Source organism: Gloeocapsopsis crepidinum LEGE 06123, from assembly GCF_015207655.1.
In the GTDB taxonomy this organism is placed as follows: domain Bacteria; phylum Cyanobacteriota; class Cyanobacteriia; order Cyanobacteriales; family Chroococcidiopsidaceae; genus Gloeocapsopsis; species Gloeocapsopsis crepidinum.
In genome coordinates, this window is record NZ_JADEWN010000008.1 from 12,271 (window position 1) to 38,735 (window position 26,465).

General features: G+C 43.7%; 18 protein-coding genes and 1 pseudogene. 13 read left to right on the forward strand and 6 right to left on the reverse strand.

What is annotated here, in order from left to right:
- Positions 1 to 76: 76 nt before the first annotated feature.
- From IQ230_RS04805 to IQ230_RS04815, 3 genes are all read right to left on the reverse strand, one after another.
- A complete protein-coding gene (locus IQ230_RS04805) occupies positions 77 to 1,150 on the reverse strand; it encodes an anthranilate phosphoribosyltransferase family protein (protein WP_193930935.1) in 1,074 nt (357 codons plus the stop codon).
- A 49-nt stretch (positions 1,151 to 1,199) separates the two neighbouring features.
- A complete protein-coding gene (locus tag IQ230_RS04810; protein ID WP_193930936.1) occupies positions 1,200 to 2,171 on the reverse strand; it encodes a LysR family transcriptional regulator in 972 nt (323 codons plus the stop codon).
- Between the two features lie 210 nt (positions 2,172 to 2,381).
- Positions 2,382 to 3,686 carry a HEAT repeat domain-containing protein gene (locus IQ230_RS04815; protein WP_193930937.1) on the reverse strand — a complete coding sequence of 435 codons (1,305 nt, stop codon included), beginning with the start codon at positions 3,684 to 3,686 and terminating at the stop codon, positions 2,382 to 2,384.
- Between the two features lie 610 nt (positions 3,687 to 4,296).
- Here IQ230_RS04815 and IQ230_RS04820 point away from each other — a divergent pair.
- From IQ230_RS04820 to IQ230_RS04845, 6 genes are all read left to right on the forward strand, one after another.
- Entirely contained in the window at positions 4,297 to 5,847 is a 1,551-nt protein-coding gene (locus tag IQ230_RS04820) for a ferredoxin--nitrite reductase (protein WP_193930938.1), read from the forward strand.
- Positions 5,848 to 5,897: 50 nt separating this feature from the next.
- Positions 5,898 to 7,220: a CmpA/NrtA family ABC transporter substrate-binding protein gene (locus tag IQ230_RS04825; RefSeq protein WP_193930939.1), complete on the forward strand. Its 1,323-nt coding sequence runs from the start codon at positions 5,898 to 5,900 to the stop codon at positions 7,218 to 7,220.
- A gap of 54 nt (positions 7,221 to 7,274) precedes the next feature.
- On the forward strand, positions 7,275 to 8,108 hold the full coding sequence (gene ntrB / locus IQ230_RS04830) for a nitrate ABC transporter permease (protein WP_193930940.1): 834 nt from the start codon (positions 7,275 to 7,277) through the stop codon (positions 8,106 to 8,108).
- A gap of 129 nt (positions 8,109 to 8,237) precedes the next feature.
- Positions 8,238 to 10,241: a nitrate ABC transporter ATP-binding protein gene (locus IQ230_RS04835; RefSeq protein ID WP_193930941.1), complete on the forward strand. Its 2,004-nt coding sequence runs from the start codon at positions 8,238 to 8,240 to the stop codon at positions 10,239 to 10,241.
- Between the two features lie 89 nt (positions 10,242 to 10,330).
- On the forward strand, positions 10,331 to 11,167 hold the full coding sequence (locus IQ230_RS04840) for an ABC transporter ATP-binding protein (RefSeq protein ID WP_193930942.1): 837 nt from the start codon (positions 10,331 to 10,333) through the stop codon (positions 11,165 to 11,167).
- Between the two features lie 225 nt (positions 11,168 to 11,392).
- Positions 11,393 to 13,639, forward strand: a complete 2,247-nt coding sequence (locus tag IQ230_RS04845) for a molybdopterin oxidoreductase family protein (RefSeq protein WP_193930943.1) — start codon at positions 11,393 to 11,395, stop codon at positions 13,637 to 13,639.
- A gap of 121 nt (positions 13,640 to 13,760) precedes the next feature.
- Here IQ230_RS04845 and ppk2 read toward each other — a convergent pair whose 3' ends face one another.
- On the reverse strand, positions 13,761 to 14,603 hold the full coding sequence (gene ppk2, locus IQ230_RS04850; RefSeq protein WP_193930944.1) for a polyphosphate kinase 2: 843 nt from the start codon (positions 14,601 to 14,603) through the stop codon (positions 13,761 to 13,763).
- 218 nt (positions 14,604 to 14,821) lie between these two features.
- On the opposite strand from ppk2, the gene IQ230_RS04855 reads away from it, so the two are divergent.
- The 3 genes and pseudogenes from IQ230_RS04855 to bioA all read left to right on the forward strand — a co-directional run bounded on the left by IQ230_RS04855 (position 14,822) and on the right by bioA (position 19,416).
- Positions 14,822 to 16,858 (forward strand): NAD-binding protein, encoded by a 2,037-nt coding sequence (locus IQ230_RS04855; protein ID WP_193930945.1) that lies wholly within the window; start codon positions 14,822 to 14,824, stop codon positions 16,856 to 16,858.
- A 706-nt stretch (positions 16,859 to 17,564) separates the two neighbouring features.
- Positions 17,565 to 17,786: pseudogene (locus tag IQ230_RS04860) on the forward strand (cupin domain-containing protein); the annotation flags it as partial.
- Positions 17,787 to 18,135: 349 nt separating this feature from the next.
- Positions 18,136 to 19,416 (forward strand): adenosylmethionine--8-amino-7-oxononanoate transaminase, encoded by a 1,281-nt coding sequence (gene bioA, locus IQ230_RS04865; protein WP_193930946.1) that lies wholly within the window; start codon positions 18,136 to 18,138, stop codon positions 19,414 to 19,416.
- Positions 19,417 to 19,639: 223 nt separating this feature from the next.
- Here the strand turns inward: bioA and IQ230_RS04870 are convergent, their stop codons facing one another.
- Both IQ230_RS04870 and IQ230_RS04875 read right to left on the reverse strand, forming a co-directional pair.
- Positions 19,640 to 20,074, reverse strand: a complete 435-nt coding sequence (locus IQ230_RS04870; RefSeq protein WP_193930947.1) for a DUF4079 domain-containing protein — start codon at positions 20,072 to 20,074, stop codon at positions 19,640 to 19,642.
- A 289-nt stretch (positions 20,075 to 20,363) separates the two neighbouring features.
- Entirely contained in the window at positions 20,364 to 20,705 is a 342-nt protein-coding gene (locus IQ230_RS04875) for a DUF1830 domain-containing protein (protein WP_193930948.1), read from the reverse strand.
- Positions 20,706 to 21,211: 506 nt separating this feature from the next.
- Between IQ230_RS04875 and IQ230_RS04880 the strand changes: the two genes are divergently transcribed.
- The 4 genes from IQ230_RS04880 (at position 21,212) to gntT (ending at position 26,435) form a co-directional block, all read left to right on the forward strand.
- The gene (locus tag IQ230_RS04880; protein WP_193930949.1) at positions 21,212 to 22,777 is read left to right on the forward strand and encodes a photosystem II high light acclimation radical SAM protein; all 1,566 of its coding nucleotides are present in this window, start codon (positions 21,212 to 21,214) and stop codon (positions 22,775 to 22,777) included.
- A gap of 107 nt (positions 22,778 to 22,884) precedes the next feature.
- Positions 22,885 to 24,243 (forward strand): DICT sensory domain-containing protein, encoded by a 1,359-nt coding sequence (locus IQ230_RS04885; protein WP_193930950.1) that lies wholly within the window; start codon positions 22,885 to 22,887, stop codon positions 24,241 to 24,243.
- Positions 24,240 to 24,917, forward strand: coding sequence for a pentapeptide repeat-containing protein (locus IQ230_RS04890; RefSeq protein ID WP_322742284.1), 678 nt, complete (start codon positions 24,240 to 24,242; stop codon positions 24,915 to 24,917). Before IQ230_RS04885 ends, IQ230_RS04890 begins: the two co-directional genes overlap by 4 nt.
- 156 nt (positions 24,918 to 25,073) lie before the next feature.
- A complete protein-coding gene (gene gntT / locus IQ230_RS04895; protein ID WP_322742285.1) occupies positions 25,074 to 26,435 on the forward strand; it encodes a guanitoxin biosynthesis MATE family efflux transporter GntT in 1,362 nt (453 codons plus the stop codon).
- The last annotated feature ends 30 nt before the right edge of the window (positions 26,436 to 26,465 follow it).

A 26,465-nucleotide genomic window follows, 5' to 3' on the forward strand; every position in this document is an offset into this window, starting at 1 on the left:
AAGTGCAGTACATTAATTAACTATCACACCTTATTAGCCACTAGCCACTAACTACTAGTCACTCTTAATTCACAACTCAAAACTTTATAAGCGATCGCGTCACTAAAGCAATAACTTGGGTCATCTTTTGGAGTTGCTGTGTGAGTGCACCACTTCTAAGTAAAGCTTCAGCTTTCGCGATTCCCGATGGCATATCTGGACAAACGCCACACCGCCAGAGATAAAAACCACCGTTCCACAAAGCTGTTTGCATTAATTCAGATGGTTGCCCTTGCAACATAGATTGCATCGCCTCTAATAGCTGCGTCGTCGATTCTAACGGGACATTCTTAGTCGTAAAGCCGTAGTCGCGGGGAACGAGGTGCAAGCGCTCAATTGGTTCGTCAGGATTCGGTGTCGATAAGCCAATAATTGCGGTGCGATCGCGGGGCAGGTCGCAACTTCCTTCTAATCCTTTGACTGTTGTAAAGTGCTGAGTTCCTCGTATAGCAAAGGCAGTTTGAAACATACCTTCTGTTGGTGGATGAACGTAGCCAGCAACGATATGTGCATCTCCAGCGTACGGACACCAAATCAGTTCCATTGTGGCAAACGGCGGACGTTTACCAACTTGGTCGCGGTATTCAAATAGACCTTGAGCTAAGGGAAAATGCTGAGGCAGATAAATAAATCCTACGCCAGTAGCCTCGAACACCTGTTGCGTTTGTACAAGTGATAGCTTCGTCCAATCAACGCCTAATCCTTGCCAAATATCAACCAATGGTAATCCATATTTAGTCGGTAAGCGATCGCCACCATGCATAATAACAGGTTGTCCTGCTGCTGATAGTAGTAAAGCCGTAATCGGGCTAATCGGTGCGGTACGCGATCGCCCGTCATAAGGTAAGCCCAAAACAAAAACACGTTGGGCTGTAGTCATTGGTTGCAGTTTAGGACCAAGTTGATCGTAAGCATCAAGCATTCCCGCCAACTCTTCTCCTGTAGGGCGCTTGATCCGGTGCGCAATCAGAAACGCCCCAATTTGGGCTGGAGTTACTTCTTGCAGTAAGATCATCCGAGTTGCAGTTGCGGCTTCATCTCGCGTGAGACTTTCACCGGTATGATTACCGCTACCCACTTTTTTTAGCAAATCCCGAAATGCATTGCTCATTGCGATCGCTCAATCAAATAGATCATGGGTCAAGAGTTCAAGCCTAGCACTATCGCACCTGCAAATCTTCGATAGCTTGATTTCTTCCTTGGTGCTGTTCAAACTGCGGAATAACTAGTTTCTTCACTAATTGCCAAAAATGCTGAATTGGCGGAATTTGTAAGCGATCTTGCGTTGTTACCATGACAACTTGGCGCGTTAAGCCAGAATCTACACCTGTCATTGAATCGCTACTTGCAAGAGAACGCACTGCTAAGGTCGGATCTTGGCTTGCTTCGACTAATGCAGAACGTGGTAGCAATGCAATTAATTCACCTTGGCGTACAACTCCGCGAAAAGCATCAAGGGTATTCACTTCTAAAACAGCTTGGAGTGTTGCGCCAAACCGTTCAAATCGTTCTTGCACGAGACGCTGCATTCCGTAACCATCTTTAAAAACAACTTGTGGATAGCGAACCAACTCAAACCAAGGAACTTTATCAAACTGTGCAAGGGGATGATCTGCTGCGGTTAACACCTCAATCGGTTCGTCATATAACACTTCGACTGCCATTTCAGAACCTGTTGTGAGCAAGCGATTGTTCATCACAATTGCCAAATCTACAAGTCCATCTTTAAGGACTTTGAGTGCGCGATCGCTTCCTAAAGAAGTCACGCGCAATTGAATCTCAGGATAGTCATGGCAAAACTGCTGCAAAACAGGGGGTAAGCAGTTAGAACAAATCGAATGAATCGCCGCAATACACAATTCAGGCTGCTTTCCAGCAACTAAATCCGCCAATTCTTCTTTAATTGTCCGCCACTCTTGACAAATCTTCCGCACTCTGGGTAATACACGTTCACCTCCTAAAGTCAGCGTTACACCTGTAGTGCGATGAAACAACGATAAGCCCAAATCGGCTTCCAGCGCTTGAATTTGGCGACTGATGGTCGATTGAGTTACACCGCATTTGCGTGCTGCTTGTTGAAAACTACCTGTCTCCGCGATCGCCAAAAAGGCTTGCAACTGCTCTAGCCGCATTTTGTGTAGCCTGAATCACATTTAAGGCTTACACTAACTTAGCGGATTTAGGATAGTAATTTCGTAGAGATTGATACAGCAAGAAGGAGGAGTGAGGGGTGAGGAATGAGTGAATAAAGTGACTAGTGATTAGTTTTGAGTTTTGAATGTAGAGAAAAAGAGCGATTAGTGGTTAGCATACAAGTATTCTTCTGTTTTCCTGCAAAGCTCTCAATTCAACCATTCAGAAAGCGCGATTGCAACTCCTTGTTTGAGTTCTGGGGCTACATCGCTTGTGGCGATTTGTTGGAGTTGTTTGTAGGCAATTTCTGGTGCAAGTTGTTTGAGTGCCGCGATCGCATGCAGTTTTACTACACGCTCTGAATCAGCTAATAATTGGATTAAGGGTTCTATTGCTTGTAATTGTCCCAGGTATCCCAGTGATAAAGCAATGACTCCCCTGATACGCCCAGTTTCAGTTGCCGGATGTTGCAAATGCAGCATATTGATTAATATATTGGCAGCTTTCACTTGATTATTTGGTTGTTCAACTTGCCCTAGAACTGTAATAATTTCTTGACATACAGCGACTGATGGCGACTGCTCCAAAAAAGAGGAAAGATGATCTAAAGCGAGGTTTGATTCAATTCTACCTAAAGCCCGAAGAATTTCTATTTGGAGAGACTCTGGTGTGTGTGGTGATTGCAGTACTTGATTTAAGCCAATCACAGCAGGATCTGTCCCTAAACGCCCTAACGCGATCGCCGCAGCATGACACACATCAAGATTGAAATCGTACAGTTTTGGTAAGATACGTGCAGTAAGGTCTAATTCTGCGCACAAGTCAGTCCGAAAGCCTAAACCTAACACAGCTTCGCGCCTTACAGGAGCAGCAATATCATCCAAAGCATTGAGTAATACTGGTGCAATTCGCGGATCGTGAAAACTACTCAAAGCTTCAATTGCCACAGCACGAATATTCGCTTGGGGATCGCTGATAATACTCAGTAGTGGTGCTATTGTTTCTGAACGCCGGATATAAGCAAGCGATCGCACTGCAAGTAACCGCGTATTTTCATCATCTAATAACTCTGTTAGGACTGTAACGGCATTACTGCCAATTTGTCCGAGTGCTGTTGCGGCAATTGCCTGGAGTTCTTCATGATGAGTTGTTTTGATCAGTTCTACTAAAGCAGCGATCGCCTGTGGGTGGTCAAATTCGCCTAGAGTCCGCGCAGCAAACCAACACAGTTCCTCATCGTCATCTTCTAAGATTTCTACCAGAGGAGCGATCGCGCTTGTCCCTAGACGGGGAATTAGTTTTGCAACGTCCCAGCGTTGTTGGAAATCTCCTGCAAGTAACACAGCAATTGCAAAATCAAGGAGTTGCGTTGCTTCGGGTGCAGTGTTTATATTACCTTGCTCGCGCTTTTTCCCAGGAATTAGCTGCTGCAAACATTGTACGAGTAATGACCAGTTACTTGCACTCAACGCTGAGTGTGCTTGCTCCAACTTGAGTTGAATACTTGTGTTCACGATCGCTTTGTATGCAGATTAAAATTAGCTTAACTTGACCACAACCAATTATTTTGGCTTTTCGATGAGTTAGTTGTTGCTGGAACTGAAAATATTTTATCTGCTGCAATCTAGTCACTATTGCATTAAAGATACAGTTTGCCCAAAACGTTGATAGCTGGTTAATCGCAGTAGTCATTATCTTCACAAAACTTAAGCAAATAGCTTTGTCAATCTATAGTTAAAGCTTTTAGCAATACAGGCTTCTCAATTATGCGTGTTTTGCATCTACCTTACGACTGAGCTTATTGCAAAAAGAGCATCGATTTGATGCATTTTCTTCATATTCTGAAATATTTAGTTACATAAGATACGAAATTACTTGCAATGTAATTCTAACTTGGATGTTGTCAGGCGCATTCAGCAAACAGATGTTTCTGATGTAGCCGTAAGCTTCGCAATCCCGCAATACAAAAAAGGAAATATTCATTTTGTTCTAATCAGCAGTCTGCGTAACTATCTATACGACTTTTCGTTTTCAAACAGAATAACCTAACAAACTAAGCAGCTTTAGCATCAGCAGACTACTTTTTTTCAGATCCAGCGCGCACAAAGGCAATGAGGGGACACTATGACAGAAGCAGCCAAGAAGGAAACCCTAAATAAATTCGAGAAATTCAAAGCCGAGAAAGATGGTCTTGCTGTCAAAGACGAACTAGAACATTTTGCAGCGATCAGCTGGGAAGCAATAGACGAAACTGATCGCGACCATCGACTCAAATGGGTAGGACTATTCTTTCGCCCTGTGACTCCTGGTAAGTTCATGATGCGGATGCGCATACCCAACGGTGTCGTCACAAGTCATCAGATGCGAGTATTAGGTGAGGTGGTGCAACGCTATGGTGATGACGGCAATGCAGACATCACTACTCGGCAAAATATTCAGTTACGTGGAATACGAATTGAAGACTTTCCCGATATTTTTAGTCGGTTTCGTGCCGCAGGATTAACCAGTGTTCAGTCGGGAATGGACAATGTGCGTAATATTACTGGCGATCCAGTAGCTGGACTTGATGCAGATGAGTTATTTGATACGCGCGAGTTAGTCTGCCAAGTGCAAGATATGATTACCAATAATGGTGAGGGTAATCCAGAGTTTACGAACTTGCCACGCAAATTTAATATTGCGATTACAGGCGGGCGCGACAACTCGGTTCATGCTGAAATTAACGATTTGGCATTTATTCCTGGATTTAAAAATGATACTTTCGGCTTCAACGTCATTGTTGGTGGTTTTTTCTCTGCCAAGCGCTGCGATGCGGCAGTTCCTCTCAATGCTTGGATACCACCAGAAGATGTTGTTGCAGTATGTAGAGTGGTTTTAGAAATCTTTCGGGATAGTGGACTGCGAGCAAATCGCCAAAAGTCACGCTTAATGTGGCTAATTGATGAGTGGGGAATTGAGAAATTCCGCACTGAAGTTGAAAAAAAACTAGGTAAGGAACTACAACCCGCCGCCGAAAAAGATGAAATTGATTGGGAAAAACGCGACCATGTTGGAGTTTTTCGCCAAAAGCAAGCAGGGTTAAATTATGTAGGTTTACATATTCCAGTGGGACGGCTTTATGCTCAAGATATGTTTGAAATTGCCCGACTCGCTGAAGTTTACGGAGATAGCGAAATTCGGCTTACGGTAGAGCAAAACTTGATTATTCCCAATATTCCCGATTCGCGCTTAGATGCATTTTTAGCTGAACCATTGTTACAGCGCTTTTCGATTAGCCCTGAAACACTAACTAGAGGCTTAGTTTCTTGTACTGGTGCTCAGTTTTGCAACTTTGCCTTGATTGAAACCAAAAACCGAGCTTTGGGAATGATTAAGGCACTCGAAAGTGAACTACATTTTACACGCCCAGTGCGCATTCATTGGACAGGATGTCCGAATTCTTGCGGTCAACCACAAGTTGCAGATATTGGATTAATGGGTACTAAAGTTCGGAAAAATGGCAAGGCAGTGGAAGGAGTTGATATCTACATGGGTGGCAAAGTGGGCAAAGATGCGCACTTGGGGACTTGCGTTACTAAAGGGATTCCTTGTGAAGACTTACAGCCAGTGTTACGGGATTTGCTCATTGAGCATTTTGCAGCGCAGCCTAAGCAAGAAGCAATCAGCGCTAGGTAAGTAGCGATCTTTGAAACTGATTTAGCAACAATTCAACTGAAACCAAGAAGATGACCAAGTTTACGAGAAGGCAATTTATTTTCACGGCTGGTACGGCTGCTGCTGCTTCTGCCTTGATGCATGGCTGTGCTAGCAGTAATTCTACAGCGACAAATAGTGGAAGTACAGTTCCGGCGGCTAATATTGACCCAGCCGATGCACCTGAAGTAACGACTGCAAAATTAGGATTTATTGCGCTTACAGATGCTGCACCGTTAATTATTGCCAAAGAAAAAGGCTACTTTGACAGATATGGAATGACGGATGTCGAAGTAGCGAAACAGGCATCTTGGGCAGTTACCCGTGACAATTTAGTTCTTGGTTCTGGTGGCGGCGGAATTGACGGCGCGCATATTTTGACTCCCATGCCTTACATGATGTCTTTGGGAACGATTACGCAAGGCAATCGCGTGCCAATGTACATCTTGGCACGACTAAATACGAATGGTCAGGGAATTTGCCTATCTAATACTTATAAGGAATTGAACGTTGGTTTAGATAGTTCTCCACTGCAACAAGCTTTTGCACAACAAAAATCTGCTGGCAGGGAACTTAAATCAGCGGTAACATTTCCTGGAGGAACCCACGATCTTTGGATGCGTTATTGGCTAGCTGCGGGTGGTATTAATCCTAACAGTGATATCTCCCTAATTGTTGTTCCACCTCCACAAATGGTACAGAACGTGCGCGTGGGCAACATGGAAACTTTCTGTGTAGGTGAACCTTGGCCTGCACAAACGGTTACACAAGGCATTGGTTATACTGCCCTCACAACTGGCGAACTGTGGAAAGATCATCCAGAAAAAGCTCTTGCAATGCGGGCAGATTGGGTAGATAAACATCCTAAAGCAACTAGAGCAATTCTTATGGCAGTGCAAGAAGCTCAGCAGTGGTGTGCGCTACCAGAGAACAAAGAAGAAATGGCGAATATCGTTGCTAATCGTCAGTGGTTGGGAGTACCAGCAAAAGATATTTTAGGTCGTTTCCAAGGTCAGTACGACTATGGTACAGGTCGCGTAGAAGACTATAGCAACACATTGTTGATGAAGTTCTGGCGTGATAATGCCTCCTATCCTTACAAGAGTCACGATCTGTGGTTTTTAACCGAAAACATTCGTTGGGGTTATATTCCAGGAGAGACTGACACGAAAGCGCTCGTCGATCAAGTTAACCGCGAAGATCTGTGGCGCGAAGCCGCCCAAGCAATTGGTGTTCCTGCAGATGAAATTCCTCAAAGTACTTCCCGTGGTGTGGAAACCTTCTTTGATGGCGTGCAGTTTGATCCAGAAAATCCAACAGCATATTTGAATAGTTTAAAAATCAAAAAAGCCTAATTGAGCGCTAAAACTTGCAAGTTATAAGAACACGGGACAGGAGAATAAAAAAGAATGACAGTACTTGGTAGCCGCTCAAAGAAGAGCAGCAAATTGGGAAAAGCAATGCCCGCTGTAACGAAATACGTAGTGCCCCCACTAGTGGCGATCGCTGTTATTTTAGTCATCTGGCAGCTGATTTTCTCAGGTCCAGATGCTAACTTACCTGGTCCAATTACTGTACTGCAAGAAACTTGGGATCCTTTAATTATCGATCCGTTTTTTGACTATGGTGGGACGAATAAAGGATTGGGTCTGCAAATCCTCGCAAGTTTAGGTAGAGTTGCTATCGGCTTTTCCTTAGCGGCGATCGTTGGGATTGCATTAGGTATTCTTGTCGGAATTAGTCCCTTTGTTTATCGCGCACTAGACCCTCTATTTCAGGTATTACGTACTGTACCACCTTTGGCATGGCTACCACTTTCGCTAGCAGCATTGCAACAATCTGATCCCTCAGCAATTTTTGTTATTTTTATTACAGCAATTTGGCCGATTATCATTAATACAACTGTAGGAGTGCAGCAGATTCCCCAAGACTACAGAAACGTTGCTAAAGTGCTGCGTCTATCGGGACCAAAGTTTTTTTGGAAAATTTTGCTTCCTTCAGCAGTTCCCTATATTTTTACTGGTTTGAGAATCGGGATTGGCTTATCTTGGTTAGCGATCGTTGCAGCAGAAATGTTAACCGGCGGTGTAGGAATCGGCTTCTTTATCTGGGATGCTTATAACAGTTCTCGGTTGAGTGAAATTATTCTGGCACTGGTTTATGTCGGGATCGTTGGTTTAATCCTCGATAGGCTTGTTGCTTTCGTTGCATCTAAAGTTGTCCCAGAAGAGCAAAAGGGTTAGTGGAGTGATTAAGTTGCTAGTGACAGAGAAGTTCGTATGTAGTATTTCTCATCTGCACCTGAAGCTTCCTCTGCTATTTTAACTCCCTGACCCTCGACCCCTAACCCCTGATCCCTCATTGATTAAGTTATGAAAGTATTTGTAGAAGTCGATCACATCGATCAGGAATTCTCACTACCGAATGGCGGTACTTACGTAGCGCTACGCAATATTGAACTAAAAATTCAACAAGGTGAATTCATTTCTTTAATTGGACACTCTGGCTGCGGTAAATCAACACTACTGAATATCATTGCAGGGCTAAATCGTCCAGCAAGAGGCGGGGTACTGCTCGAAGGGCGACAAGTTACAAAGCCTGGTCCTGACCGGATGGTGGTGTTTCAGAATTACTCATTATTACCTTGGTTAACAGTACGGGAAAATATTGCTTTAGCAGTTGATGAAGTAATGAGCAATGTCCCAAAAGGCGAACGCCGAGGTATTGTTGAGCATCATATTGATTTAGTCGGGCTGCGTCATGCGGCAAATAAACGACCAGGAGAAATTTCTGGGGGGATGAAACAGCGGGTAGCGATCGCCCGTGCCCTTTCTATTCGTCCAAAATTGCTATTGCTAGATGAACCGTTTGGTGCATTAGATGCTTTGACTCGTAGCGGTTTGCAAGATCAGTTGATGAAGATCTGCGAAGAAAACCACATGACGTGTGTGATGGTAACGCACGATGTCGATGAAGCTTTGCTGCTATCAGATCGCATTGTCATGCTGACGAATGGACCCGAATCGCATATCGGACAAATTCTCGAAGTTCCCTTCCCGCGTCCGCGTCATCGCTTGGAAGTTGTGAATCATCCCAACTACTACAGCTTGCGTAATGAAATTGTTTATTTCCTAAATCAGCAAAAACGTGCGAAGCAGCGTAAGGCACAGCAAACCGTGGCAATCGCCCGCAATGGTTTAGAAAAAGTCAATTTGGAAATTGGTTTTGTTCCACTAACCGATTGTGCTCCCTTGGTTGTGGCAAAAGAGAAAGGATTTTTTGAAAAATACGGTTTAGATCAAGTTATTTTGTCACGCGAACCAAGTTGGAAAGTGCTTGCCGAAGGTGTTGCAACACGCCGCTTGGATGCTGCGCAAATGACTGCAGGAATGCCCTTAGCAATGACGCTAGGAATAGGTGGTAAAGCCCCGCAACCAGTCGTTACAGGGTTAGTTCTAGCACGCAATGGTAATTCAATTACTTTGAGCAAGCGGTTTTATGATGAAGGAGTCAGGACGCTTGCTGATTTTAAAGCGGCGATCGCCAGAACACCCGATAAAGTACATACTTTAGGTATGGTGCATCCGGCATCAATGCATAACTTGATGCTACGATACTGGCTTTCTTCAGTAGATATTGATCCTGATTTGGATGTAAGCCTAACGGTGATTCCGCCACCGCAGATGGTTGCTAACCTCAAAGCTGGGAATATTGATGGCTACTGTGTTGGTGAACCTTGGAATTCCCGTGCAGTTAAGGAAGATTTAGGTTTTGTTATTGCCACTGACTTAGATATCTGGAACGGACACGTCGAGAAAGTTTTAGGCGTACGCGAAGACTGGGCAAATCAACACCCAGAAACACATTTTGCTTTAATCAAAGCCTTGCTTGAGGCGTGCGAATACTGTGACGATCGCCGCAATCGCGAAGAAATTGTCACGCTGTTAGCGCGACCTGAGTACATCGGTGCCGCACCAGAGTACATTCGCCCTGGATTTATTGACGAATACGCACGCGGTAACGATACAGAACCCGAAATGCTGTTGCGGTACAACCAGTTTTATATTGACCGTACTAATTGTCCGTACCGCGTTGAGGGGCTTTGGATGATGACGCAGCTGGCACGGTGGGGCATTACACCTTTCCCGAAAAACTGGATTGAAATCTTGGAGCGAGTGCAGCGTGTTGATTTATTCGGTGCAGCAGCAAGAGATCTTGATTTGCTAGATGTAGAACCTGACCGTGGTTCAATTCACTTCTTTGATGGCACTGTGTTCAATCCTGATGACCCAATTCGCTATCTCAATAGTCTCAAATTCAAGCGCAATGTGCGGATTGAAGAAGTTGTCATTGATGCAATGCCAGCAGCCGTTTAGAGAGGAGTGAGGGATGAGTAGCTAGTTCCCTAACTCCAGTTGCCTCTAAATTTGAAAAGCTTTGAACTGTCATCCTTACTAATACATATATGCAAACTCTGAACACCACCGCTCTTAAAAGACCTGAAGTTCTCAACGGCGATCCTTTTCTTGTCATCGATAACGTCTCTAAAATTTATCCGACACCTACGGGTCCCTACACGGTGTTAGATGGCATTAATCTCACGGTTTATGAAGGTGAATTTATCTGTTTGATTGGTCACTCTGGTTGTGGTAAATCGACGCTTTTAGATATGGTGTCAGGATTTCGCAAGCCGAGTGAAGGTGAAGTCAGACTGCAAACCAAACGCATCACTGAACCTGGTCCCGATCGCATGGTGGTGTTTCAAAATTACTCACTCTTACCTTGGTTGAGCGCCTTTGAAAATGTATATTTAGGAATTGATTCGGTTTATCCAAACAAACCCAAAGCTGAAAAAGTAGCGATCGCCAACGAACATCTCGCAATGGTTGGACTTGCAGATGCAGCCAATAAAAGACCTAGAGAACTTTCTGGCGGCATGAAACAGCGCGTATCAATTGCGCGGGCTTTAGCGTTGCGTCCTAAAGTTTTAGTGTTAGATGAACCTTTTGGTGCGCTTGACCCAATCACTAGAGAGGAACTGCAAGAAGAACTGCTGAAAATTTGGAGCGATCATCAAGTAACAGTACTAATGATTACGCACGATATTGACGAAGCATTGTTCTTAGCAGATCGCTTGGTTATGATGACGAATGGTCCAGCGGCAAATATTGGGGAAATTATGAATATTCCCTTCCCACGCCCCCGCAACCGTGCCCGCATCATGGAAGATCCCGAATACTATAATCTACGCAACCAAGCGCTTGATTTTCTCTATCGCCGTTTTGCACACGCAGATGAGTAGAGAGGGATAAGGAGTGAGGGGGAGTGGCTAGTTACTAGTGAATAGTCATTAGTTTTGAATTTTGAGTTTTGTTAGCGTAGCGGTGCCTTAGCACGTTTTGAATTACAAAGAATTCTCATAACTTTTTAAACTCATAACTCATAACCCAACACTTCACGACTCATAACTCTCTATCTCCTCTATCCCAACTCCTTTAGTTTTCTTGCCTATCGAGGGATATCAACAATGACCGATACAACTAGAACCCTCTGTCCCTATTGTGGTGTAGGCTGCGGTTTGGATGTGTCGCCGCCAGCACAGCCAGGGAAGGCAATTCATCGAGATAGCCAAGGTAATCCGATTTGGAAGGTGAAAGGCGATCGCAATCATCCTTCGAGTCAAGGCATGGTTTGTGTCAAAGGCGCAACAATCGCTGAATCAATTGATAAAAACCGCTTGCGTTACCCTATGCTGCGCGACTCCTTAGATCAACCGTTTCGCCGCGTGAGTTGGGATGAGGCTTTAACACACATTGTGAGTCGGATGCGATCGCTGTGTGCAACTCAAGGAGCCGATGCTATATGTATGTATGGTTCAGGGCAAATGCAAACCGAGGATTACTACGTTGCGCAAAAACTGCTTAAAGGTTGCCTAGGAACGAATAACTTTGACTCGAATTCCCGCTTGTGTATGTCATCAGCTGTTGCCGGCTATGTGCAAAGCTTGGGTGCGGATGGTCCTCCATGCTGCTATGAGGATTTAGATTTAACCGACTGCGCCTTTATTATTGGCTCGAACGCTGCTGAATGTCACCCAATTGTTTTTAATCGCCTGCAGAAACACCACAAGAAAAACCACAACGTCAAAATGATTGTGGTCGATCCACGTCGCACTCCTACTGCTGAAGTTGCTGACTTACATTTAGCAATCCATCCAGGGACAGATATTGATCTACTCAATGGCATTGCCCATCTACTATTACATTGGGGCTATTTTGAGTCTGAGTTTGTTAGTGAGTGTACAGCAAACTTTCCGGCGTTTGCTGAGGTGATTTCCCATTATCCACCTGACGTTGTTGCTAGAAGATGTGGCATATCAGTTGAGGACTTGGAAACATCTGCCCGCTACTGGGGAACAAGTAAGCGCGTTCTTTCGCTGTGGTCAATGGGAGTGAATCAATCTACTGAAGGCACAGCCAAGGTACGTGGCATTATTAACTTGCACCTCATGACTGGGCAAATTGGTAAGCCTGGGTGTGGTCCTTTTTCCCTCACAGGTCAACCAAACGCAATGGGTGGACGAGAATCAGGAGGATTGTGTAATTTATTACCAGGATACCGTCACGTTCAAAATGCTCAAGAAAGAGCAGAAGTTGAGAAATTTTGGGGCATTCCCGCAGGCAGAATTTCATCCAATTGGGGGCGTACCGCGTGGGACATGATTACAGGTTTAGAAACAGGAGATGTTGGGTTACTCTGGATTGTCGCAACGAATCCGGCTGTGAGTTTACCTGATGTCAAGCGTGCCCAAGCTGCATTACTGCGATCGCCTTTTACGGTGTATCAAGACGCATACTATCCCACTGAAACCGCAGCGTATGCACACGTATTACTACCTGCAGCGCAATGGGGTGAAAAAACGGGCACAATGACCAATTCTGAGCGGGTTGTGACGTTATGTCAGGCATTTCGTCCACCTGTAGGGGAAGCCAAGCCTGATTGGGAAATTATTGCAGAAGTTGGGCGACGCCTAGGATTTACCGATAAATTTCCTTTTGCAAATTCGGCAGAAGTTTATGCTGAGTATGTTCAATTAACACGCGATCGCCCTTGCGATATGACGGGACTTAGTCACGCGAGGTTAGCCCAAGGTCCGATACAATGGCCATACCCTGATGAAGCAAAACAGGAAAAACTAGCAGAAAGTTTGCACACAGTTACAGTGAGTGTTAAACGATTGTATACAAATTTGCGGTTTGCAACACCTGATGGACGGGCGCGATTTAGTGCTTATCACTCGCGAGGACTGGCTGAACCTCCTGATGCAGAGTATCCGTTTGTACTCACAAATGGAAGACTATACGGTCACTGGCATACCCAAACACGTACAGGAAGAATTGAAAAAATTAAACAAATGCATCCGCAACCCTTTCTGGAAATTCATCCTCGTGATGCAGCAAAGCTAAAGATTCAAGAAAATGATTTGGTAGAAGTGCGATCGCGGCGCGGAAAAGCACACTTTCCGGCGAAAGTTACTAAAGCGATCGCACCTGGGACACTTTTTATTCCTATGCACTGGGGCGCACTTTGGGGAGATGAAACTGAAGCTAATGCCCTCACGCACCCTGAACGCGATCCCGATTCGCATCAACCTGAACTGAAAGCCTGTGCCGTACAACTGATTCCTGCCGCACTGAAAACAAATGCCAGTAAATTAACAGACAACTTTCAACAGAATCAGTCAAACGAAATCATAGTACGCATCACTTCTTAACTAGGCAGGCAAGATGCCTGCTGCACACGCCACTCCACTAGCACCCTAACCCCTCGACGCCAGTTGCTACAACGGAGGACACCTCCGCAATGCACTGGCTCCCCCTCGCGCCTCATCCCTTTTAATACACTTCTGGTACGAAAAACTGCTCATTTTTGGGAGGGCGGATATAATCGCTACCAGGCTGTCTTGGTGGTAGTTCCATTGGTTGAGGAACAATGTCTTGATAGTGAATTTTGCTCAAAATATGACTGATGCAATTAAGACGGGCGCTTTTTTTATGGTCAGCTTCTACAGTAAACCAAGGCGCTTCAGGAATATTTGTATGTGCAAACATCACATCTTTAGCTTTGGAATATTCTACCCAGCGATCGCGTGATTCAATATCCATAGGGCTAAGTTTCCATCGTCTTGCTGGATCGCTAGCGCGCGATTGAAAGCGACGTTCCTGTTCTTCATCGCTAATCGAAAACCAGTATTTCAGTAAAATCATGCCAGAACGAACTAACATCCGCTCAAATTGAGGACAGGAAAATAAGAATTCCTCGTATTGTTCTTCTGTACAGAAACCCATTACCCGTTCTACACCAGCGCGATTGTACCAACTGCGATCGAAGAGTACAATCTCCCCTGCACCTGGTAAATGAGGTACATAACGTTGAAAATACCATTGCGACTTTTCATGATCCGATGGTGTTCCTAAAGCAACTACTCGACAACCACGAGGATTTAAAGAATCAACAATTCGCTTGATTGTGCCACCTTTACCAGCCGCATCACGCCCCTCAAAAATTATTCCTACTCGTAAGCCTTGGTGCTTTACCCAATACTGGAGTTTTACCAATTCGACTTTCAACTGAGATAATTCTTGCTTATAAACTTTCTTTTTTAATTTCTTTTTTGTAGCTTTCTCTTTTTCTGTCGTTTCTTTGGAAGCAACTCCATTTTTATCGGCTGATTTCATTTTTTTATTCCATATTTTTAATTTTAAACTAATGATTTCACATCCTAAAGGGTGAAAAAATATTATTAAATTGTAGTGTGTTTTACAGTTTATGAATTATATTTTAAATTTCTGCCACAAGCTGTCAATGATGAACATACTATTAAATTGAGGGAAGATTAACACAAAAAGACAACTCAATAGTTGAAATTTTGCTAGCCACTCACTCCTTGCACTCTATGCTGCCATCATCAGGAAGTTCCAAGTCTAGCAAGCCGCCATCTCAATTGACGAAGTTCTTAGTTTGTGGACTAGGTAGTTTAGGACAACACTGCGTTGCAGTTTTGAAAGACTATGGTGTTGCCGTGAGTGCAATTGATTTAATCCTGCCACAAAATTGGGAAGTTCCTGAGTTACCAAACTTATTAGATGATTTAGCAATCGGAGATTGTCGTCAAGCGGCCATTTTAGAACAAGTTAAAATTCGTGAGTGTCGTTCTATTCTTTTAGTAACTAGCGATGAGCGAGGAAACACAGAAGCAGCATTTGCAGCACGATTATTAAATCCAGATATTCGCTTGATTCTACGTTCTGATAAGCAAAATCTCAATCAACTTTTAAGTCAGAATCTCGGCAATTTCGTTGCATTTGAGCCGAGTCAACTATCAGCAGCAGCATTTGCTTTAGCAGCTTTAGGCGATCAAACCTTAGGTTATTTTAACTTAGAAGGACAATTGTTGCGGGTAGTTAAGTATCAAATTAAACCAGGCGATCGCTGGTGCGATCGCTGGTGGGTACATGGGTTAAATACTCGCAATCGTCGCATCTTGAGTCATACTGCAAACTTTTCACCCCTGCCAAAACAATTCTACGAGTGGGAACCAGAAGCAAGAGTAAGAGCAGGAGATACAATAGTTTATATTGAAGTCGCATCAAGTAGTTACTCACAGCAAGCAAAAGCAAGTTCTGTCAAGCAGCAGCTACACCAAGCTGTTCGTCAGGGCATATGGCATCATCTCAAGCAATACATTAGCCAATTTTGGCAATGGACGTATCAATATCAAACACGCCGTGTTGCTGTGCTTTGTTGCTTTACAGTATTAATTTTAGTGGTTTGCGGGACAATTCTCTTTAGATGGGAATATCCAGAGATTAACTTGCAAGATGCTTTCAACGCGACAGCAACGTTATTGTTAGGCGGATATGGAGATTTATTTGGTGATATTAAACCAGAAACTCCTTTGTCTTTCGGGTTGCAAGTTTTTAGCCTGGCACTAGCCTTAGCAGGTACAGCATTCATTGGCGTATTATACGCATTGCTGATTGATCTGCTATTGACTTCTCGGTTTCATTTTAGCAGTCGTCCTCCCATACCCCAGCAAGATCATATCGTTCTCATTGGCTTAGGTAGATTAGGTCAACGTGTTGCCACCTTGTTGCAAGAATTCAAGCAATCAATTGCAGGAATTAGTAACACCGAGTTAGATCCTGGCATTCTCCCTCAGATGCCGTTAGTTGTCGATAACATTGTAAGTGCTTTGAGTAAGATACATTTAGAAAATGCCAAGAGTGCAATTGTTATTACCGAAGATGATTTAGAAAATCTAGAAATCGGTTTGATGGTTCATGCTGCTAATTCTGATGTTGGCGTCATTATTCATTCGTACGATCAGCACTTTCGCGATCAAGTCGCAAGACTATTTCCATATGCACAAGTGCTATGTGCTTCAGCTTTATCTGCAGAAGTCTTTGCAGCAGCGGCGTTTGGGGAAAACGTACTGAGTTTATTTCACTTCAACAACACCACAGTACTCGTGACAGAATATTTTATTGAAACTGGAGATACCTTAAACGGCTTGATGTTGTCTGAGGTTGCTTATGGTTACGCTGTCGTCCCAATTTTATATCAGCATGATAAACATGAATCAGTAAAATTTATGCCGGCGCAGGAAACGCGGCTGTATGTCGGCGATCGCCTGATTGTGCTAGCAACAAGTCTGAGTTTACAACGCATCGAACGCGGTGAAATGGCACCCCGATGTTGGCAAGTACAAATTGAAAAAGCCCTCAATCAAGATGCTGTTTTTGATGGTGCAAATGCGATCGCGCTTATTTCAGGTTGTAGTTTAGCGATCGCCCGCAAATTAATGAATAACTTACCAGCAACATTACCCCAGCCTTTATATCATCACCAAGCACAACATTTAGTCTGGGAGTTGAGTAAAGTTCAAGTCACAGCACATTTAACTGCATTGAAAGATTCTAACTCAGTTTGAGTTACGAATTAGTATTAAATATCAATATTATAGTTATGCTAATTATTCCATAAATAAAAAGAGAAATATGCTGAAATGAAAGCGATAATTTGGGACTTTGATAGAACTTTATAAAAAAACTCAGGGATTAAAACTATATATTTCAACCAAGAATCGAAGTTTCTAGAGGGGGCTGACCACAATATAAATAGCCATCTTGAAATCAAGGAAATTATGGGAGTTCAGTTCACGTGATTTTGGCAAATAGTGTAAGCTGATTGAGAGTTACAATGCCTACAACTAAACGCAGCTTCAGACTCTAAAAGAGTACGAAGTATTAAATGAGATCTGTCAGAAGCTAAAGTAAGCCTTCTGGTCGTAAAGCCACATAAAAACCCCAATCCACACCGGCTGTATCCATGACGTGGGTTAAAGAACGAAGTTATTCGGGGCGGGTGATTGGAATTAGCTAGCTGTATACAGGTGTTGCACTCGTTGCTTGGCTTGAAATATTTTATAGTGTTGCCATACTTTTCAGAAGTTGGTTTGTAGAGCGAGTACGCAAAAGTTAAGGCTAAGGCAGTTTGGACTAGGACAATATGGACAAAATTAACTTAAGCGAAAAATCTCAGTTCTCAGAATATTGGTCGCCAAAGACCATTGCACAGCTTAACCAGTACGACATCATGGTTGTTAAAGTCAAAGATGAGTTCATTGGCATAAACATGATGAGACAGATGACTTCTTCCTTGTTCTTAAAGGGCGTTTAACGATTCAATTGCGCGATCATCAAGATATCCATCTTGAAGCAGGTAAGCTTTTTGTAGTGCCTCGTGGTATAGAACATCGACCTGTAGCAGACGAAGAAGTACATCTTTTACTGATTGAACCGACAGGAACACCTAATACCGGAGATAAAAGTACAGCAGCTCCCCGACAAACTATTTGAGGTTTCGTTGTCATCCTTAGAGGTTGTCTGTGGCGTCTCAAATCACTTCTCATTTTAATTGAAGGTGCTCTGTGAGGTAAGCCTAGCTAACACTACGTCAGTGCGGACTGTACAGAAGATATCAGTGGGAGTACAAGGCTATCCACCGCCGCACAACAGTGAAGTTCTACTGCTTTGAGTCAGGAGTAGTGATGGTAGATTTAAAGTGATTTGTCAAGGCTCCGGCATTAGATGGGTAGGAGGTGCTTGGTGGGAAGATAACTAGGAGAGGTTGTTTTCAAAACATTATATTCTCAATAAAATAAATCTACTGAGAACGCAGTAGCAAGACCAATTTGTACACTCCTCCATGCAATCTTTACAGCAACTCCTTGATTTTGATCGCCTGCACGTTTGGCATCCCTATGCGGCTATGCCTAACCTGTTACCAGTGTTTCCAGTAGAATCCGCGCAGGGCGTATATATTCAGTTGATGGATGGTCGAGCGTTGATTGATGGTATCTCTTCTTGGTGGACTTGTATTCATGGCTATAATCATCCCCGCTTAAACCAAGCTGCTCATGCACAAATTGATCGGATGTCGCATATCATGTTTGGTGGTCTGACCCACCAGCCAGCAGTGGATTTGACTATGAAATTGATTGCCATTACGCCAGCGGAACTCCAACAGGTCTTTTTTTGTGACTCTGGCTCAGTTGCTGTAGAGGTCGCTATGAAAATGGCAGTGCAATATTGGTTCAATCGTGGTTTGCCACAGAAACAACGTTTTCTCACCATTCGTAATGGCTATCATGGGGACACCTTTACGGCAATGTCGGTTTGCGATCCGGTAAATGGGATGCACCATCTTTTTCGCAATATTTTGACTCAGCAATATTTCGCTGAGGCACCACAGATTCCGTTCGATCAAGATTGGCAAGAGCAGGATATTGAAAGTTTTGCGGCGTTGCTAGCAGAGCATCACGATCGAATTGCAGCGGCTATTTTTGAGCCAGTGGTGCAAAATGCTGGGGGAATGCGCTTTTATCATCCAGAGTATGTGCGACAAGCCAAGGTGTTATGTGAAAAATATAATGTCTTGCTGATTTTAGATGAGATTGCTACTGGATTTGGTCGAACAGGCAAAATGTTTGCATCCGACTATGCGGCAATATGTCCAGATATTCTGTGCGTAGGCAAGGCACTATCTGGGGGATTTATCTCGCTTGCAGCAACTCTGACAACGCGGGAGATTAGTAATTTTGCCGCAGGTGAGGCTGGAGTATTTATGCATGGTCCAACGTTTATGGCGAATCCCTTGGCTTGTGCGGTGTCTTTAGAAAACTTAACCTTGCTAGAAAGTTATGATTGGCAATCCACGATCCGAGCGATTGAATCTCAGCTGAAAACGGAATTGGAACATTGCCGGAGTTTGGTGGCAGTTAAGGACGTGCGGGTATTAGGCGCAATTGGGGTAGTAGAATTGCATGATCCGGTAAATATGCAAGCGATTCAGCCGCGTTTTGTGGAAGAGGGAGTGTGGTTACGTCCGTTTGGGCGACTGATCTATACAATGCCGCCGTATATTATTCAACCATCAGAACTCGAAGCAATTACTAGTGCTATTTATAAAATTGTCGCTCAGATTTAGGCACAGGTTAATCACATCCATACTCATCAAAGGCTGATAGTTTGCACGCCAGTAGTAGAACAATCCGATTGGATCGGACTGATAGAATAGGTTAACGATGTGTCAAAAGTGACTGCCAGCCGCTCAACTTAACCGTTGCACTAAAACCTTAATATATAGTTTTTTAGTGTCTATTTGGCAGTAATCGCGCTCATATTGCACCCTCTCTAATGCAGCTGAGAAATCACGGTAAGTACTTCTGGACAACATCCCAACCTGTCAGCGACACCCAGACTAACCCCAAAAACAAGATGATATTTGTTCCTATATGAAGCGATCGCATCCAAGGTTGACTATTGATGAAGATCGCACTGGTTGCGGAGAGTAAAACCAAGCCGACGACAAATAATCCGGCAGGAAGATGAGAAGAATGACCCAGGCTACCAAAGTGACCTAACGTTCCCACAATACCAATTGCTAACAGTAGCAGGACTAGTAGAACTAAGCTACCACCAAACATATAATGCAGCGATCGCAGCCAACTTGGACGTGATGTGCGTGTTGTTCGGGCGCGAAACATCCAAACGCCAGTAATGGCTAACAGCAAGTACGCTAGCAGCGATAAACCCATTGACCATGCTGCTATTTTCCACAACCATAAAAAAGAAGGCAGATTCAACTTAAACCAAATCCCTAGCAAGTACTACAATTTACCTTAACGCCTTAGGGGAGTTGGTAGTTGTCTTTCCTGCGAGGGAAATGTGTTAACCAAGTTTTTATCAATTTAATCGCTTATTATCTCAACAAAGAAAGCTACTAGCAATCAGCTAAATAGACTTTATGCTCGTCCGCCCTTTAATAAATTAAAGGAACCACAAATGCGCAACCTTAAAATTTTAAACCCTTGAATTTGTCTGTAAGGTTTAGTTAACAGCTAGTTACTCTGCAATCTTCTATGATTGAATGATCTAATCTACCGAAGTCAAAACAGCAGCCGTTAAACTTTTTCTTTTATCATTGATTTCTGGAACTTCTGCTGCTTCAATCGTGCCCTCTTCACTAACGCAGAGGCGATCGCAAGGGATTGTATCTGAAAGAATTGCACTTGCCATCATGCCAGTATGAATTTCTAGCATTGATTTCGGTGGCGCTTCAAACACCAAGCGCTGACCTGGAAAGACCACTCGTTCAAAATACCAATTAGGAATATTAGAAATGCGAGCGATTTGAATTTTACTTGTCGCATTAACATAGCAGCAGACAAGTTGACCAGATTGATTGGGTGGTAAAGGATCTAAAATTTGAGCCATAGCCGCCAAGTAGCGTCAAGCCACACCTATGAGATTACAATAGCCAAGCTAACACTGAGCGATCCCCAGTTGCTGTAACCCCGACTACCAACTGATGGCTACAATAAAAATTCTGTCTAAATCCAGAACAACAAGTTTAATTCTGTAGTTAATTAAACTCAATTTTTGCGCAATTAGCAATCACTTCGCGTCCCTGATTAAAAATTTCCACGCGGCGAAGTAAACTGAGTGTTATCGTAAAGTTATATGAAAAACGCTTTCATAAAGTCTCCAAATCACCAGGCATCTATCTGGGGATCAGTTTTAAATAACTCCACAGCTAGCTGCACTTAAAAACAGAAGAGGATTCCTTACCGCTTCGCGGAGTTATGAATGATGAATTTTGAATTATGAATGAAAGATGAATAGCTCTACACCTGGTTTAAAGCTCCTGAATTGTGACTTATGAGTAAAAGACGAAATTCAAAACTCAAACCTCAAAACTCAAAATTCTCTAGATAAGCGCTATGGAAAACCGAATTCTCTACGTTCGCCTTCCCTGCAACCCAATTTTTCCCATTGGAGTTGTTTACCTAGCAGATCATATCCACAAGCAGTTTCCTGATGTTGAGCAACGCATTTTCGACTTAGGAACAGTCCCACCGCTCGATTTTGCCTCTGCTCTTGATACTTGTGTCGATGAATTTCAGCCAACATTGCTAGTATTTTCCTGGCGAGATATCCAGATCTACGCACCTGTAGGGGGAAGAGGTGGTAATCCTCTACAAAATGCCTTTGAATTTTACTATGCACGTAATCCTTTGATTAAACTGCGGGGAGCAATTGGCGGACTCAGACTCGCAGCGTCGTATTACACGGAACTGTGGCGCAACTTAGGATTAATTAAACGCGGACTCAGCCGTGCTAGAAAACACCAGCCAGCAGCTCGTGCAGTCGTCGGTGGTGGTGCAGTGAGTGTCTTTTATGAGCAATTAGGAGTCAAGTTACCTACAGGAACAATCATATCTGTGGGTGAAGGAGAACTATTAATAGAAAAACTGATTCGAGGTCAAGAATTTCGAGATGAGCGCTGTTATGTCGCTGGAGAAAAGTCACGCGATCGCCTGATTCACGAACAACCCACTCCTATAGAAAAGAGTGCCTGTAACTACGACTATATCGAAAGTATTTGGTCTGAATTTCAATACTATCTTCAAGATCAAGATTTCTACGTCGGCGTCCAAACTAAGCGTGGTTGTCCGCACAATTGCTGCTACTGCGTTTACACAGTTGTTGAAGGAAAACAAGTCCGCATTAACCCTGCTGACGAAGTTGTCGCCGAGATGCAACAACTCTACGATCGCGGCATTCGCAACTTTTGGTTTACTGATGCACAATTCATTCCGGCGCGGCGATTTATTGATGATGCAATAGAATTACTGCAAAAAATCCTCAATGCAGGGATGCAAGACATCCACTGGGCGGCTTATATCCGTGCTGATAATTTAACTCCCCAGTTATGCGACTTGATGGTCAAAACGGGGATGAACTACTTTGAAATCGGGATTACAAGTGGTTCTCAAGAACTTGTCCGCAAAATGCGTATGGGTTATAACCTGCGCACAGTCTTAGAAAACTGCCGCGATCTCAAAGCTGCTGGTTTCAACGATCTCGTTTCTGTCAACTACTCTTTTAATGTAATTGACGAACGCCCAGAAACAATTCGGCAAACAATCGCCTATCACCGCGAACTTGAACGGATTTTTGGTGCAGATAAAGTCGAACCAGCAATCTTCTTTATCGGGTTACAACCACATACCCACTTAGAAGAATATGCCCTGAAAAACCAAATTCTTAAACCAGACTACGATCCTATGAGCTTAATGCCTTGGACAGCCAAGAAACTGCTATGGAACCCCGAACCTCTTGGTTCATTCTTTGGTGAAGTTTGCTTAGAAGCATGGCAGAAAAACCCCAATGACTTTGGTAGAGAAGTGATGAACATTCTCGAAGCACGTCTTGGTTGTGCTGATTTAGAAGAAGCTTTATCTGCACCGATTGAAAGCGACAAAAAACAGCTTGTCCCAGCTTAAAAAGTTTTGAATTTTGAATTTTGAATTAAAAGAGTTTTCTTAACTCATAACTCAACACTCATAACTCTTCTTACTCCCAGTCCCTGACCTCTGATCCCCGATCCCTCATGTTAGAAGGTTCTATTCTCCAACAGCTAGCCACTGCCCAGGCTAACACCAATCAGCCTCTTAATTTGGGGGTGTACTATAAAAACACCCTTGTTGCACTTTGTCACGCCTTAGAGGACTGTATTCTGACTTCAAATAGTCCGCCATTAGTTATTACAGCTTTCCAACAAGGAAAATGGTATTTACAAGAGGCAGAGCGGTATAGTCAAATCGCCCAAAAGGCAAAACAAATCGCAATCATGGCAGCCCCTGATACAGGCTTTGCAGAGCATCCGACAAGTCAAATGACGAATGTTGATTTAGTCGCCTTAGATCCTCAAGATCCTGTAGCGCAAGAGTGGCATTTAATTATATATTCTCCTAGCTACACCGCGATGGTGCTGTGTCAGGAATTATCTGCAGCTGATTATGGCACTGCTGGAAAACCCACAGTAGATCTAGAGCGGAAATTTTATGGTTTTTGGACATTTGAGCCAGCGTTGGTAAGAGAAACGGTAGATTTAGCGATCGCCCACATTGGCAGATACAATTCAGAACTTCAGCAACAACTGATCGCTTTGGTTGACGCGATCGCCACTGATGCCCCTACTGAATTAGATGACTTAGGTCATGCAGTTTCTCGCGTTGTTGATTATCTGCAAATCAGTCAAAGTGGTGTCAGCCAATTAGAACCAAGTTCGCAACAAATCCTCGATCAAAACTTAGTTTCCAACGAACTACAAGCATTTTTACGCCTAGCACAACTTATTGATATAGCAGATACTGAAAACCCTATGGCAGCAGCAGAAATTGCTGCTTTAGCTGAGACTTTGGGACAATTATTAGACTTACCTGCATGGCAATTAAAACGCTTACGCCTGGCAGGATTACTTCATCGCATCGCACCTGCAACCGTTGGAGTTCAATACGGTGATGAAGCACCAAGTTGTCCATTAGTACCCGCAGCCCAAGTACTACGTACAATGCCCAGAATGCAGGCGATCGCCCATATTATTACACACCAAAACGAGTGGTGGAACGGTAGCGGTCAACCTGCGGGTTTATCAGGTCAAGAAATTCCGCTAGAATCACGCATTTTAGGCTTAGTTGCTGCATTTCAAAAGCGCGTTACTCAACTGCAAGCATCACAACCTCAGCATTCACCTTTAACACAAGCCTTAACCGAGTTTAAACAACAACAGGGACAAGCCTGGGAACCAAAACTCGTTGATACCCTAGAACTATTAGTGATGGGTTTACAGCAAGGCTTAGAATTGCCAGTAACAACACCAAAAATTAGTACAGGAATGTGGTTAGTCGATCCGCAAACGAGTGATGATAGCAAACGTCAGAATCAAACAGCAAGGAGTCAGGTGTGAGTAGCGATCTCCCCACATTCGAGCAGGAAAAAAGCATAAACCTCAACATTGCAGCGCTGCATTCTGGTAGCAAACATTTACCAGGAGCTAATCTAGAAGATGCCGATCTTGCAGGTGTTGTCTTAGAAGGTGTCAATTTAGCAGGAGCAACACTTATTGGGGCAAATCTTTCTGGCTGCAGGTTAGAACGCGCGCAATTAGATGGCGCAAATCTTTTAGGAACCCAGCTAACAGGTGCAGATCTACGAGCAAATCTCCTTGGTGCTAACTTAATGCAAGCTGACTTGACAGGCGCAGACTTGCGTGGTAGCAATCTGCGAGGTGCTAATTTAATGGGTGCAAAGCTGTCGCAAGCCTCTTGTGCAGGAGCTTTCTTGAGTGGAGCCAATCTTATGAGTAGCAACTTGCAGGGAGTAGACTTACGTGGTGCAGATTTACGCGGTGTCAATCTTAGCGGTGCTAATTTGCACGGAGCGAATTTAAGTCAAGCTGATTTACAAGGCGCATTACTACAGCAAGCAAACCTCGAAGAAGCAGATTTAAGAGGTGCAAATCTCACCGGAGCAAACTTAACCGGAACAAACCTTTTGTGTGCAGAACTTGAGGGAACCCATCTTACCGGAGTTAATCTGAGTGGTGCGTGTTTGATTGGGACTAATATCGTTTTGTCTTAAAGTTGTTGCGTTTAGGAAAGCAGGGGAGTAGAGGTCAGAGGAGATTATGATTTGTTGCATTGATATAAACATCTCCCAATTATAGACACACATCGCGCTACTCTCTCTCAATTCTTCCCTTTGTGTTCTAGCCTAACGGCAACCCCTTCGGGGAATGTGCCTACCCTACCGGAAGGCTACGCTAATGTGGTTCGTTCCATGTCCCAGCAGTATAACTTTCTCTATCGCTTCTTAAGACTAGCAAGCATCAACATTATCTCCAACCTGATGGTACCGCTTGCTGGATTAATTGATGTTGCCTTTCTCGGACACCTTGCTGAAATTCGTCACTTAGCTGGAGTTGCTTTAGCCACAGTGCTATTCAACTACATTTACTGGACATTTGGTTTCTTACGCATGGCAACGACTGGAACTACAGCCCAAGCAGTAGGACGCCGCGATCGCGAAACAACTATACTAATAGGCTTGCGCAATACTATACTCGCTTTAGCATTAGGGTTATTTATCTTACTTTTACAGCAGCCTTTACGCGAACTAGGATTTACCCTACTCAGTGCGACACCAGAAGTCAAAGCTGCAGGGAGAGATTACTACAACACTCTAATTTGGGGTGCGCCAGCAACTTTAATCAACTTCGTCGTTGTGGGTTGGTTTCTCGGACGCGAACAAAGTAGTAAAGTTTTGCTCTTATCCGCAGTTGCGAACGGGGCAAATATTCTTCTAGATTACATTTTAATTAATCGTTGGGGATTAGAAAGTGCAGGCGCTGGAATTGCTACAGCCACTAGTCAGTATCTCATGTTGCTCACAGGAGGAGTGCTAGTTTACCTAGAACATCAGTTGCGAACAATCCCAATCCAATGGCAGCAGATATTTAATGTCCATGCTTTAAAAGCAGCTTTTGCCCTGAATGGAGATATCTTAATCCGTACTCTGGCGCTAGTTTCTACATTTGCGTTTTTTACTAATCTGAGTTCTGTTTTAGGAACTGCAGTACTCGCAACAAACACACTCTTAATGCAAGTAGTAACTTTAGCTGCTTACTTTATTGATGGCTTAGCTTTTGCTACTGAAAGTCTCGCGGGTATTTTTCGGGGTCAAGGTAGGAGTAAACTTTTGTTACCTCTATTGTGGGTTTCTGGAGGAACAAGTTTAGTGGTCGGGCTACTTTTTGCAATTCTCTTTGTCGGCTTTCCGCGTCTTCTCTTTGGACTATTAACGCATCATCTCGCTGTCATTGAGCAAATAGATAACTATGTTTTCTGGTTATTGCCGATTCTCAGCATTGGTTCCCAAGCTTATATGCTTGATGGTTACTTTTTAGGTTTAACCGAAGGACGCATTCTCCGCAATGCATCTGTTCTTGCTGCGATCGCTGGAATTGTTTTCATGGTAGTTGTCGCCTATTTATTTCCCAGTAATCACCTGTTATGGCTAGCGCTATCTTGTTTTATGGCAGCCAGAGTTGTAACATTAGCAATTCAATTGCCAGCAAGCGACAAAGAGCAATTAGAATAAAGCTGCATAATCAATTCCATTGACTAACCC

Excerpts from the sequence above, each read along its gene's own strand:
- ntrB (WP_193930940.1), top strand. The coding sequence starts at position 7,275 with ATGACAGTACTTGGTAGCCGCTCAAAGAAGAGCAGCAAATTGGGAAAA.
- IQ230_RS04810 (WP_193930936.1), bottom strand. The coding sequence starts at position 2,171 with ATGCGGCTAGAGCAGTTGCAAGCCTTTTTGGCGATCGCGGAGACAGGT.
- ppk2 (WP_193930944.1), bottom strand. The coding sequence starts at position 14,603 with ATGAAATCAGCCGATAAAAATGGAGTTGCTTCCAAAGAAACGACAGAA.
- IQ230_RS04855 (WP_193930945.1), top strand. The coding sequence starts at position 14,822 with ATGCTGCCATCATCAGGAAGTTCCAAGTCTAGCAAGCCGCCATCTCAA.
- IQ230_RS04835 (WP_193930941.1), top strand. The coding sequence starts at position 8,238 with ATGAAAGTATTTGTAGAAGTCGATCACATCGATCAGGAATTCTCACTA.
- IQ230_RS04825 (WP_193930939.1), top strand. The coding sequence starts at position 5,898 with ATGACCAAGTTTACGAGAAGGCAATTTATTTTCACGGCTGGTACGGCT.
- IQ230_RS04885 (WP_193930950.1), top strand. The coding sequence starts at position 22,885 with ATGTTAGAAGGTTCTATTCTCCAACAGCTAGCCACTGCCCAGGCTAAC.
- IQ230_RS04840 (WP_193930942.1), top strand. The coding sequence starts at position 10,331 with ATGCAAACTCTGAACACCACCGCTCTTAAAAGACCTGAAGTTCTCAAC.
- IQ230_RS04880 (WP_193930949.1), top strand. The coding sequence starts at position 21,212 with ATGGAAAACCGAATTCTCTACGTTCGCCTTCCCTGCAACCCAATTTTT.
- IQ230_RS04820 (WP_193930938.1), top strand. The coding sequence starts at position 4,297 with ATGACAGAAGCAGCCAAGAAGGAAACCCTAAATAAATTCGAGAAATTC.
- IQ230_RS04845 (WP_193930943.1), top strand. The coding sequence starts at position 11,393 with ATGACCGATACAACTAGAACCCTCTGTCCCTATTGTGGTGTAGGCTGC.
- IQ230_RS04805 (WP_193930935.1), bottom strand. The coding sequence starts at position 1,150 with ATGAGCAATGCATTTCGGGATTTGCTAAAAAAAGTGGGTAGCGGTAAT.
- bioA (WP_193930946.1), top strand. The coding sequence starts at position 18,136 with ATGCAATCTTTACAGCAACTCCTTGATTTTGATCGCCTGCACGTTTGG.
- IQ230_RS04875 (WP_193930948.1), bottom strand. The coding sequence starts at position 20,705 with ATGGCTCAAATTTTAGATCCTTTACCACCCAATCAATCTGGTCAACTT.